Source organism: Candidatus Ichthyocystis sparus, assembly GCF_900078745.1.
In the GTDB taxonomy this organism is placed as follows: domain Bacteria; phylum Pseudomonadota; class Gammaproteobacteria; order Burkholderiales; family 2013Ark19i; genus Ichthyocystis; species Ichthyocystis sparus.
The window spans coordinates 1-13,666 of the sequence record NZ_FKII01000045.1 but is presented as its reverse complement, the minus strand read 5'-3'; the positions used below and the strand labels follow the sequence as shown (position 1 = coordinate 13,666).

The following is a 13,666-nucleotide window of genomic DNA, read 5'->3' as shown; positions in this document are numbered from 1 at the left end:
AGCTGTTTTTAATTATATATGCATATATAAAGTTATGCGGCATTTGCAAGATTAATTTTCACGGTACTTTTTAAGCTATTGCGTTGTTAATTTGTTGTGTGGTCTTTGTCCTTCATAAGTGTAACCTTTTGTAGATATGGCTTAGTTTAAAGTTATTTTTTAGTGACAATTCTTTGTTTTTTTGGAATCTATAACTCTTTGAGTAACATTTTTACGACGTTGTTTGTAGATGTAACGGATATTTTATACATTTCTAATTAGTAATATGAGTGTTTATCTGTTTTTGTTAGTCTAACTTATTAAACACAATATAAACAATATGTTGAGTATACACTGGGCTACTACCTGGTGGGGACTGTAGGTTCGTATTGTTCCTCGAAGTTTGCTATGTTTTTTCTTATTGTGTTTGGTCTCTAAGGAGAGAAGTTAAAGGGCAAATTGGAGATAAAGAAGGTAAGGGAGAAATCGAATTGGTAATAAATGTTACAGACGAAGAGAAAAAGGAGGATGCAGAGGAGATTGTTTCATTATCATTGTTTCCTCACCTAAGTGAAGCTGGAGCTGAGGAAGAGCTTGCCATGCTATCAGCATATGATGGGCCTGCTAACGTACCACATACAATTTCAAGTTGTGAACGCGAATTACGATTACAAGTTTTCTCTGAACATTCTTATAGTTTATTCGCATTATGTAGTATCGATCCTAGTTGTAGTATCGATCCTAATTGTATTTTTGATCCCAGTTATAGTATCGATTCCAGCTGTAGTATCGATCCCGGTTGTAGTGTCGAATCCAGTGCTAGTGTTAAACCTAGTGGTAGTGTTGAGCCCAGTTGTAGTTCTGAACCTATTTGTAGTGTTGAGCCCAGTTGTAGTGTCGAACTTAGTTGTAGTGTAGATTTATCTCTTGAGGAAATATATGCATATGTAATACCAGAAGAAATGTATAGTAATTCTTTTAATTTGGGACTGTTATTTCGTGCGGTATTTGAACTTTATTTTGATAAGTTATTGTTGCGTATTCATGAAAATATTACGGGACTAGTTCCTAAGTCTAAAGGTTGTACAGAGAGAGTTATCAAAGATGCTTTTAATGTTATTTTAGATAACTGTATTGATAACGTTTTTTCAATTGGTGCAGTTTATAGATTTCTGAAGTGTCCAGGCATCCACCTTTCTGGATACACTGAGGATAAATTTTTATCAGAAGGTAGCATTACTTTACTTAGGGCAGAGCTTGAGTTGTTAACACCCCATTTTATAGAAGGTATTGCAAAAGCTATTTCCGTTCTAGATGAAGATATAAAAAATAAAAGAAGAAAGATTTTTACAGCTGATCTAATATCCTCAATCTCTTCTTCAATTACAGGTGCATTTCACAAATGTGTACCCATGTTTTTAGGACTGATTACTTCCAGTGATTTTTTAAAGAGAGTTTTTTTCAAGAGCGTTCCTGGATTTGACAGGAAAATTTTTTCTCCGCTAGCGCAAAACATATTAAATTTAAATAGGAGATTTTTCTGTGAGGTGTCTCTTTTAGAGAACAGATATTTGGTGAGTATGGTTTTAGGTACTGTTTTGGGTGTTGGAAAAGAGATTCCAGGAATTACTAAATTATTAGATTCGTATATAAAAAATCTAAGAGATATAGTACTTGATAGTGCATCTAAGGGGTTATTTTTTGCCGTGGGTTCGTCAGGTGATATTGTACCACTGAAAGCTTTTATGCCTGTAATAGAAGGAGCATGTGATCATTTAAGGCATGAGACATCTCTTAGAATTACTTCTAGAAAGAAGATTTTTAGGGACAGATTACGAATACTTGGTTTTTGGGAATTAGATGGGCCAAGTGGGGGAGAGGATGATTTTTATAAATCATTGAATGATGTAATTCTTAATAGAAAAAATTATGTTGGTAACGGATTTAGTTACTATCTAATGAGTGTTTTTACTCCCATATGTGTGTCAGTAGCGCGCGATGTTAATAAAATTTTTGGTTGTAGTGTGGGTGGTGAATTGAGTTCATCAACCTGTTTTAGGTTAGAGTCAAGAGTACGTTATGGAATGTTTGATTTTATTTTTTATGTTTTATCAGGCATGGATATTCTGAGTGAAGCAGACAAAAAACTTGAAAAAATTTTTCCTCATGTAGGTATGAATCTTTGTGAATTGTGTGACGATATATTTTCTGAAAATATGATTTTAGCTGTCAAGGAAGCTGTTATTAGCTCGTTTACTGTTGAGTCGTTTAAAAGCTTTTTCCCTAGAACAATATCAATTATCGACAGTAAAGTTAAAAGTAGGAGTGTGAGTATTACCGAAGATATGATTAATCGTACATTCGAAAGTTGTGCCAGTATTTTTTGTGAGAAAATGAAAAACGTTGTAATAGTAAAAGATTTTTTAATTTTTTATATTGAAGAGACACTTTTTAAAGGATTTGGTGAGTGCTGTTTTGCTGTATCAAATGTGGATATATCGAAAATTTATCCTGTAAAATTGGATTTAATTTGTAAAATTGTTAATAAAATTGATATATCATATTATATGAGTAGTGTATTTCATAGAACACCAGATTTTTTTCTTCCTACTAGAGGGGTAAACTTTGAATTGAGTTCTGATAAATTTGAAACTGGCGAGTTTATGGCGTGGTTACGTGGGAAAATTAAATTAGTAATTACAGAATCGACTTTGGTTTTGAGTTCAGATGGAGTAATATCAGAGTCAGGAGAGTTGCTGGAAACTTTGTTGGAAGCGATTGCTAATTCTTTAATGGATGAGTGTTTATTGATCGCTATAGATGTAATTTATGTTGATAAAGATCGTGTTGTAGTTGATAGGGCTAGGAAAGTATGGAAGCAGAAGAGGAAAGCAGGAAGGGAGTAAGAGCATAATAAAATTTTCTACATACGGAGGCATAGTTTGTGATTACTTTATGATTTTTTTGTAGTTATGCGAGCATATATTAAGTTAATGACATTTGCAAGATTAATTTTCACGGTACTTCTTAAGCTGTTGCGTTGTTAATTTGTTGTGTAGTCTTTGTCGTCCTTCATAAGTGTAATCTTTTGTAGATATGATTTAGTTTGAAGTTTTTTAGCGACAATTCTTTGTTTTTTTGGAATTTCTAACTCTTTGAGTAATATTGTTTTATTAAACACAATGACATTTAATGAACTAGTGTCCGCGTAGTTTACGTCTCTAATTAGTCTTTAAAAAGACTTTTTCAAAAGTGATTTTGGGTGGAACATTAAATTTTTTTCTCTAGCACTACAAAAAATATCAGATTTTAATAGATGTTTTTTGTGAGATGAGTTTTTTATAGAGTAGATGTTTGGTAAGTATGATTTTTGGTATATGATGGTTAAGAGATAAGTATCTTTTATCTATTGTGAATTAGATTTCAGAAATTTTTTGATTGCTTATTTTATTTCGATGGCTTTGATATTTATCTATCAAGTGTTGAGGTATCAAAAATTAATTCTGTAAAATTATTGAGAAAAATGATAGATTGGAATACGAGAAAAGTATTTTGTGTGAAGCTCCATATTTGAAATCTGGTGTTAACGTATCAATACCAGCATAGATTTATGCTTTATCTGGATGGTATACTAAGAGGAAGTAACTGAGTCAACTTTTGTTATGTGATCTAGTTGAGTGGTATTAGAGTTAGGCAAGTCGATAGATAATTTATTGGAAACTGTTTCTGTAATGAGCTAATGTTCTATACTTTCTATAGACGTAATTTATGTTGATAGAGGTGTTATTTAAATTTATATTTATAAGAGTAAGTTTTTGCATAAGTAGTTACTGTAAATATTACGTTATTATTCGTTTACAGTATTGGTTTTTGATGAGGCGCTCATGGCATAAAGGTGTATCTATTTTGCTGATAGTTGGTGTTTATTAGTTGTGTGACTAGGGTTTACATGTAGGTGCAGTGAGCCGTATGCGATATTTTGGGGTGCCTTTCTTACTTTTCTTTTTGTTGCTGCCGAGATGATCAAATCAAGTAAAAAGATGTATTGTCTTATGTTGTCTATTTAGATCACTTTATCATCGTTAACATAAAATAAATCAACATATTAAATAATATTTTGAATATATACTGGCCTACTATCTGGTGGGGGCTATAGGTTCGTATTGTTCCTCGAAGTTTGCTATGTTTATTGTGTTTGGTCTCAAAGGAGAGAAGTTAAAGGTTAAATTAGAGGTAAAGAAGGTAATGGAGGAATCGAATTGGTAATAAATATTACAGACGAAGAGAAAAAGGAGGATGCAGAGGAGGTTGTTTCATTATCATTGTTTCCTCATGTAAGTGAAGCTGGAGCTGAGGGAGCGCTTGCTATGCTATCGGCATACGATGGTACTGTTAAGGTACCACATACTAATTTCTCAATTTCAAGTTTTGAACGCGAATTACAATTACAAATTTTATCTGAACATTCTTATAGTTTAGCCGCATTGTGTAGTATCGGTCCTAGTTGTAGTGTCGATCCCAATTGTATTTTTGATCCCAGTTGCATTGTTGAACCCAGTTGTATTGTTGAACCCAGTTGTATTGTTGAACCCAGTTGTATTGTTGAACCTAGTGATAGTGTTGAACCCAGTTGTAGTGTTGAACCTAGTTGTAGTGTTGAACCCAGTTGTAGTGTTGAACCTAGTGGTAGTGTTGAACCTAGTTACAGTGTCGATCCAGGTTGTAGTGTAGATTCCAGTTGTAGTATCGAATCCAGTGCTGGTGTTGAACCTAGTGGTGGTGTTGAGACCAGTTGTAGTGCTGAGCCTATTTGTAGTGTCGATTCCACTTGTATTCTTGAACCCAGTGGTAGTGCAGATTTGTCTATTGAAGAAATATATTCATATGTAACACCTGAAAAAATGTATAGTGATTTTTTTAATTTGGGCTTGTTATTTAGTGCGTTGTTTGATCTTTATCGTGATAATTTGTTGTTGCATATCCATGAAAATATACCGGTACTAGCAGCTCCGCGGTTTAAAGTTTATGCAGAGGGAGTGATTAAAGATACTTTTAGTGTTATTTCGATTGGTTATACTGATAATGTTTTTTCAATGGGTGCAGTCTATAGATTTCTAAAGTGTCCTGGTATTCACCTTTCAGGCTACAATGAGGATAAATTTTCATCAGAAAGTAGTATTGCTTTGCTCAGGGCAGAGCTTGAGTTGTTGATGCCTTACTGTATGGAAGGCATTACAAAAATTGTTTCAACTCTAGATAATGAAAAAAAATTGTTTACAGATGATTTAATATCTTCTATCTCCTCTTCAATTGCGGGTTCGTTTTGTAAATGTGTGCCTATATTTTTAGAACTGATTACTTCTCGTGAATTTTTAAAGAAGGTTTTTTTCAAGAACATTCCTGGGTTTGACAGAAAAATTTTCTCTCCGGTAGCACAAAACATATTAAATTTAAATAGGAGATTCTTCTGTGAGGTGTCTCTTTTAGAGAACAGATATTTGGTGAGTATGGTTTTGGGTATTGAAAAAGAGATTCCAGGAATTGCAGACCTATTAGATTCGTATGTAAAAAATCTGAGAAATATGGTACTTGATAGTGCATCTAGGGGATTATTTTTTACTTTGGGTTCGTTAGGTGATATTGTGCCACTGAAATCTTTTGTGCCTGTAACAGAAGGAGTACGTGATTATTTAAGCCGTGAGACATTGCTTAGAATTACTTCTAGAAAGAAGGTTTTTAGGGGGAGATTACGAATACGTGGTTTTTGGGAATTGGATGGGGCAAGTGGGGATGACGACGATTTTTATAAATCATTAGATGTTGTAATTCTTGATAGAAAAAATTATGTTGGTAAGGGATTTGGTTACTATCTAATGAGGGTTTTTACTCCTATATGTGTGTCAGTAGCACGTGATCTTAATAAAATTTTTAGTCGTAGTGTAGGTAGTGAATTGAGTTTATTAACCCTTTTTAGGTTAGAGGCTAGAGTACGTTATGGAATGTTTGATTTTATTTTTTCTGTTCTGCTAGATATAGGTCTTCTTAGTGAAGTAGACGAAAAACTTAAAAAAATTTCTCCTCGTGTAGGAATGAATATTTGTGAATTATTCGACGATATATTTTACGTAAATATAATTGAAACTGTGAAGGAAGATGTTATTGGCGCATTCACTATTGAGTTGTTTAAAGGTTTTTTTCCTAAAACAATATCAATTCTCGATAGTAGAGGTAAAAGTAGAAATATGAGTCTTGCTGAAGATATAATTAGTAGTACATTCGAAAGTTGTGTTGGTATTTTTTGTGAGAAAATGAAAAATGTTGTAATAGGAAAAGATTTTTTAATTTTTTATATTGAAGAGACCCTTTTTAAAAGATTTAGTGAGTGCTGTTTTGCTGTATCAAATGTTGATGTATCGAAAATTTATTCCATCAAATTGGACTTAATTTGTAAAATTGTTAATAAAATTGATAGATCATGTTACATGAGTAGTGTGTTTCATAGAACACCAGATTTTTTTGTACCTACTAGAGGAGTAAAATTTGAATTGAGTTCTGATAAATTTGAAACTGGGGAGCTTATGGAGTGGTTACGTGGGAAAATTAAATTAGTAATTACAGAATCGACTTTGATTTTGAGTTCAGATGGAGTAGTATCAGAGTTAGGAGAGTTGCTGGAAACTTTGTTGGAAGTGATTGCTAATTCTTCAATGGATGAATGTTTATTGATCGCTAGAGATGTAATTTGTGTTGATAGAAATCGTGCTACAGTTGATAGGTCTAGGGTAGTAGGGAAACAGAAGGGGAGAGTGGGAGGTGAGTAATAGCGTAATAAAATTTTCTACGTATTGAGTGGCATGGTTTGTGGCTTTGTCTGATTTATTAGTTTTTTAATTATATGTGTGTATATTAAGTTAATGACATTTACAACGTTAATTTTCACGGTACTTTTTAGGCCGTTGCGTTGTTGGTTCGTTGTGTATTCTTTGTCCTTCATAAGTGTAACCTTTTGTAGATGTGGTTTAGTTTAAGGTTATTTTTTAGCGACTATTCTTTGTTTTTTGGAATCTCTAACTCTTTGAGTAACATTGTTACGACGTCGTTTGTAGGTGTAACGGATATTTTCTACATTCCTAATTAGTGATATGAATGTTTATCCGTTTTTGTTAGTCCAACTTATTAAACACAATCACATTTAATGAACTTGTGTCCGCGTGGTTTACGTCCTTAATTAGTTTTTAAAAAGACTTTTTCAAAAGTGATTTTGGGTGGAACATTAAATTTTTTCTCTAGCACTACAAAAAATATCAGATTTTAATGGATGTTTTTTTGTGAGATGAATTTTTTTATAGCATAGGTATTGTGTAAGTGTGATTTTGGGTATATGACGTTTAAGAGATAAGTGTTTTTATCTATTGTGAATTAGGTTTCAGGAATTTTTTTATTGCTCATTTTATTTTAATGGCTTTGATATTTATCTATGAAGTGTTGAGACATCAAAAATTAATTCTGAAAAATTATTGAGGAAAATGATAGATTGGAATACGACAAAAGTATTTTGTGTGAAGTTCAAGATTTGAAATATGGTATTGACGTATCAATACCATCATAGGTTTATGCTTTAGCTAGATGGTCTACTAAGAGGCAGTAACTGAGTCAACTTTTGTCATGTGATCTAGTGGAGTGGTATTAGAGTTAGGTAAGTCAATAGATAATTTATTAGAAGCTGTTTCTGTAATGAGCTAATGTTCTATAACTTCTATAGACGTAATTTATATTGATAGAGGTGTTATTTAAATTTATAAGAGTAAGTTTCTGTATAAGTAGTTACTGTAAATATTACATTATTATTCGTTTACAGTATTGGTTTTTGATATCTTTTTTTTTGATGGGGCGCTCATGGCATAAGGTCTATCTATTTTGCTGATAATTGGTGTTTATTAGTTGTGTGACTAAGGTTTACATGTAGGTGCAGTGAGTTGTATGCCATAGTTTTGTGGTGTTTTCCTACTTTTTTTCTTGTTGCTGCAGAGATGATCAGATTAAATAAAAAGATGTATTATCTTATGTTGTCTATTTAGATTACTTTATCATCGTTAATATAAAATAAATCAACATATTAAACAATATTTTGGATATATGCTGAAGCCGGTAGGGTTGGGTATGTGTAGCGGTTCTGTGTTATGTATTAATATTGTTCCTAGAATTTGCTATGAGTTATTGTTCTTACTTTGTTTGGTCTCAAGGGAGAGGTTGAATGGGAAATTAAAGGATCGGTAGGGGTGGTAATAAATTTTATAGATGAAGAGAAAATAGAGGCTGCAGAGGCGCTTGTTTTGTTGTCGTTGTGTCCTGTTAGGGAATCTGAAGCTGCGGAAGCTTTGGAAGATGGGTTACCTTTACCTTCGTCTTTATCTCCATCTGAATTAGGATTAGCTGCCGGTATTTTATCTGCTTCCCCTCCGGCTAGTGAAGGTGGGGTTAGATTGAATGCGATTGATACTGCCTCTGAGTTGTGGGGGTTAGGTGGTGGATCACCTTCGGTTTCACCGGCATCTTCATCTTCATATATGTATTCGTCTTCATCTGAATCAGGACGGGATGCTGATCTTTCCTCCTTCTCTCCAGAGTCACCTTTATTGACTAGAGAAGTTGGATTGCTTAAGGAAGGTGTTGCTTCTGCGTTGGGAGCTTTGGGTGGATCAACTTGTTCTGTAAGTGAAGCTGAAGCCACCGAAGCGCCTTCCGTGCTTTCATCATCCTATGAAAGAACTGATAACGTACGACATGCAGGTAGTTCAGGTTGTGAGCGAGAATTACAATCACGATTTTTATTGGAACATTCCTATAGTTTATCCACATTTTCCTGTCTCAGTGGTAGTTTCGAACCTGGTTGTAGTATTGAACCTAATGGCAGTGTAGAACCTAGTTGTAGTGTTGAACCTACTGGTAGTGTTAGTGTCGATTCCAGTTTTTTGTCGGAACATTCTTACAGTTTATACAAATTTCCCTGTCTCAGTGGTAGTGTCGAACCTAGTTGTAGTATTGAACCAAGTGCCGGTGTCGAACTAAGTTATAGTACTGAACCTAGTGGCAGAGTAGAACCTAGTTGTAGTGTTGAACCCAGTTGTAGTGTTGTAGAACCTAGTTGTAGTGCAGATTCTGGTGGTAGTATTGAGCCCAGTTGGGGTATCGACTTATCTATTGATGAAATATATGCATATGTAACACCCGAAAAAATGTATAGTGATTCTTTTAATTTGGGCCTGTTATTTCGTGCGTTATTTGAACTTTATCGTGATAAGTTATTGTTGCGTATTAATGAAAATGTTCCGGGACTAGTTCCTAAGTCTAAAGCTTGTATAGGGAGAGTTGTCAAAGATGCTTTTAGTGTTATTTCCGATATCTGTGTTGATAACGTTTTTTCGATTGGTGCAGTTTATAGATTTCTGAAGCGTCCAGATATCCACCTTTCTGGATACACTGGGGATAAATTTTTATCAGAAGGTAGCATTGCTTTACTTAGGGCAGAGCTTGGGTTGTTAACTCCCCATTTTATAGAAGGTATTGCAAAAACTGTTTTAGCTTTATCTGACAGTGAAAGTATAGGAAAAAGAAAAAATAAAAAAGCATTGCTTACAGATGATTTAATATCCTTAATCTCTTCTTCAATTACAGGTGCATTTCATAAATGTGTACCTATGTTTTTAGGACTGATTACTTCCAGTGAATTTTTAAAGAGAGTTTTTTTCAAGAGCGTTCCTGGATTTGACAGGAAAATTTTTTCTCCGCTAGCACAAAACATATTAAATTTAAATAGGAGATTTTTCTGTGAGGTGTCTCTTTTAGAGAACAGATATTTGGTGAGTATGGTTTTAGGTACTGTTTTGGGTGTTGGAAAAGAGATTCCAGGAATTACTAAATTATTAGATTCGTATATAAAAAATCTAAGAGATATAGTACTTGATAGTGCATCTAAGGGGTTATTTTTTGCCGTGGGTTCGTCAGGTGATATTGTACCACTGAAAGCTTTTATGCCTGTAATAGAAGGAGCATGTGATCATTTAAGGCATGAGACATCTCTTAGAATTACTTCTAGAAAGAAGATTTTTAGGGACAGATTACGAATACTTGGTTTTTGGGAATTAGATGGGCCAAGTGGGGGAGAGGATGATTTTTATAAATCATTGAATGATGTAATTCTTAATAGAAAAAATTATGTTGGTAACGGATTTAGTTACTATCTAATGAGTGTTTTTACTCCCATATGTGTGTCAGTAGCGCGCGATGTTAATAAAATTTTTGGTTGTAGTGTGGGTGGTGAATTGAGTTCATCAACCTGTTTTAGGTTAGAGTCAAGAGTACGTTATGGAATGTTTGATTTTATTTTTTATGTTTTATCAGGCATGGATATTCTGAGTGAAGCAGACAAAAAACTTGAAAAAATTTTTCCTCATGTAGGTATGAATCTTTGTGAATTGTGTGACGATATATTTTCTGAAAATATGATTTTAGCTGTCAAGGAAGCTGTTATTAGCTCGTTTACTGTTGAGTCGTTTAAAAGCTTTTTCCCTAGAACAATATCAATTATCGACAGTAAAGTTAAAAGTAGGAGTGTGAGTATTACCGAAGATATGATTAATCGTACATTCGAAAGTTGCGCCAGTATTTTTTGTGAGAAAATGAAAAACATTGTAATAGGAAAAGATTTTTTAATTTTTTATATTGAAGAGACACTTTTTAAAGGATTTGGTGAGTGCTGTTTTGCTGTATCAAATGTGGATATATCGAAAATTTATCCTATAAAATTGGATTTAATTTGTAAAATTGTTAATAAAATTGATATATCATATTATATGAGTAGAGTATTTCATAGAACACCAGATTTTTTTCTTCCTGCTAGAGGGGTAAACTTTGAATTGAGTTCTGATAAATTTGAAACTGGCGAGTTTATGGCGTGGTTACGTGGGAAAATTAAATTAGTAATTACAGAATCGACTTTGGTTTTGAGTTCAGATGGAGTAATATCAGAGTCAGGAGAGTTGCTGGAAACTTTGTTGGAAGCGATTGCTAATTCTTTAATGGATGAATGTTTATCGATCGCTATAGATGTAATTTATGTTGATGAAGATCGTGTTGTAGTTGATAGGGCTAGGAAAGTAGGGAAGCAGAAGAGGAAAGCAGGAAGGGAGTAAGAGCATAATAAAATTTTCTGCATACGGAGGCATAGTTTGTGATTTTGACTTTATTATTTTTTTGTAGTTATGCGGCTAGCATATATTAAGTTAATGACATTTGCAAGATTAATTTTCACGGTACTTTTTAAGCTGTTGCGTTCTTAATTTGTTGTTTAGTCTTTGTCGTTCTTCATAAGTGTAATCTTTTGTAGAGATGATTTAGTTTGAAGTTTTTTTAGCGACAATTCTTTGTTTTTTTGGAATCTCTAACTCTTTGAGTAATATTATTTTATTAAACGCAATCACATTTAATGAACTAGTGTCCGCGTAATTACGTCTCTAATTAGTCTTTAAAAAGACTTTTTCAAAAGTGATTTTGGGTGGAACATTAAATTTTTTTCTCTAGCACTACAAAAAATATCAGATTTTAATGGATGTTTTTTGTGAGATGAGTTTTTTATAGCGTAGATGTTTGGTAAGTATGATTTTTGGTATATGACTTTTAAGAGATAAGTATCTTTTATCTATTATGAATTAGATTTCAGAAATTTTTTGATTGCTTATTTTATTTCTATGGCTTTGATATTTATCTATCAAGTGTTGAGGTATCAAAAGTTAATTCTGTAAAATTATTGAGAAAAATGATAGATTGGAATGCGAGAAAAGTATTTTGTGTGAAGCTCCATATTTGAAATCTGGTGTTAACGTATCAATACCAGCATAGATTTATGCTTTATCTGGATGGTCTACTAAGAGGCAGTAACTGAGTCAACTTTTGTTATGTGATCTAGTTGAGTGGTATTAGAGTTATGCAAGTCGATAGATAATTTATTGGAAACTGTTTCTGTAATGAGCTAATGTTCTATACTTTCTATAGACGTAATTTATGTTGATAGAGGTGTTATTTAAATTTATATTTATAATAGCAAGTTTTTGCATAAGTAGTTACTGTAAATATTACGTTATTATTCGTTTACAGTATTGATTTTTGATATCATTTTTTTTGATGGGGCGCTCATGGCATAAGGTGTATATATTTTGCTGATAGTTGGTGTTTATTAGTTGTGACTAGGGTTTACATGTAGGTGCAGTGAGTTGTATGCAATATTTTGTGGTGTTTTCCTACTTTTTTTCTTGTTGCTGCAGATATGATCAAATCAAGTAAAAAGATGTATTATCTTATGTTGTCTATTTAGATTACTTTATCATCGTTAATATAAAATAAATCAACATATTAAACAATATTTTGAATATACACTGGGCCACTATCTGGTGTGGGTTGTAGGTTAGTGTTGTTCCTCGAAGTTTGCTATGCGTTATTTTTTCTTGTTGTATTTGGTCTCAAAGGAGAGAAGTTAAAGGGTAAATTAGAGATAAAGAAGGTAAGTGAAAAGTCAAAGTGGCAATATTATGTTATATAGACGAAGAGAAAAGAGAGGCTGCAGAAACTCTTGCTTTGTTATCGTTGTGTCCTGTAAATGAAGCTGAATCTGAGGCTGTGGAAGTGCTTGCTATGCTATCATCATCCAATGAGAGACCTGATAGCGTACGACATACGTGTAGTTCAAGTTGTGATCGTGAGTTACAATCGCAAGTTTGCTCGGAACATTCTTATAGTTTATCCACGTTGTTTTGCTTCAGTTACAAGTCCAGTCATATTATCGATCCCGGTTGTAGTACTGATTCCAGTTGTAATATAGAACCAAGTTGTAATGTTGATTCCATTTGTAGTGTTGATACGGTTTGTGGTATAGATTTATCTCTTGAAGAAATATATGAATATGCACCGCCTGAAAAAATGTACAGTAATTATTTTTAATTTGGGACTGTTATTCCGTGCGTTGTTCGAATTTTACCGTGATAAGATATTGTTGCGTATTTATGAAAATATACCAGGAGTAGTTCCGCAGGTTAAGGGTCATGCGGAGAGAGTTATAGAATCTGCTTTTAGTATTACTTTGGATAGTTATATTGATAATATTTTTTCAATGAAAGCAGCTTATAGATTTTTAAAGTGTCCAGATGTCCACCTTTCGTGCTATACTGAAGATAGATTTTTATCAGAAAGTAGCATGGCTTTACTTAGGGCAGAGCTTGAGTTGTTAACTCCTTATTTTATAGAAAGTATTACGGAAACTGTTTCGACTCTAACTTATGATAAAAATAAAAAAAGTAAAAGAAGACTTTTTACAGCTGATTTAATATCTTTGATCTCCTATTCAATTGAAGGTTCATTTTGTAAATGTGTACCTATATTTTTAGAACTGATTACTTCTTGTGAAATTTTAAAGAAGGTTTTTTTTCAAAAAGATTTCTGGTTTTGAAAGAAAAATTTTCTCTCCGGTAGCACAAAACATATTAAATTTAAATAGTAAATTTCTCTGTGAAGTGTCTCTTTTAGAGAACAGATATTTGGTGAGTATGGTTTTGGGTACTGTTTTGGGTGCTATTGGAAAAGATATTCCAGGAATTACAGGATTATTAGATTCGTATAAAAAGAGTCTAAGAGATGT

5 protein-coding genes are annotated in these 13,666 nt (G+C 33.1%); all 5 read left to right on the top strand.

What is annotated here, in order from left to right; genetic code table 11:
- The first annotated feature begins 368 nt into the window (after nt 1-368).
- The 5 genes from A6733_RS02240 (at nt 369) to A6733_RS02220 (ending at nt 13,477) form a co-directional block, all read left to right on the top strand.
- Nucleotides 369-2,885: a hypothetical protein gene (locus A6733_RS02240; protein WP_092460337.1), complete on the top strand. Its 2,517-nt coding sequence runs from the start codon at nt 369-371 to the stop codon at nt 2,883-2,885.
- A gap of 1,353 nt (nt 2,886-4,238) precedes the next feature.
- Nucleotides 4,239-6,800: an LbetaH domain-containing protein gene (locus tag A6733_RS02235; RefSeq protein ID WP_092460335.1), complete on the top strand. Its 2,562-nt coding sequence runs from the start codon at nt 4,239-4,241 to the stop codon at nt 6,798-6,800.
- 1,407 nt (nt 6,801-8,207) lie between these two features.
- On the top strand, nt 8,208-11,171 hold the full coding sequence (locus A6733_RS02230; RefSeq protein ID WP_141663442.1) for a hypothetical protein: 2,964 nt from the start codon (nt 8,208-8,210) through the stop codon (nt 11,169-11,171).
- A gap of 1,381 nt (nt 11,172-12,552) precedes the next feature.
- Complete coding sequence (locus tag A6733_RS02225; protein WP_092403386.1) at nt 12,553-12,972, top strand: hypothetical protein; 420 nt, start codon at nt 12,553-12,555, stop codon at nt 12,970-12,972.
- A 22-nt stretch (nt 12,973-12,994) separates the two neighbouring features.
- Nucleotides 12,995-13,477 (top strand): hypothetical protein, encoded by a 483-nt coding sequence (locus A6733_RS02220; RefSeq protein WP_141663441.1) that lies wholly within the window; start codon nt 12,995-12,997, stop codon nt 13,475-13,477.
- The last annotated feature ends 189 nt before the right edge of the window (nt 13,478-13,666 follow it).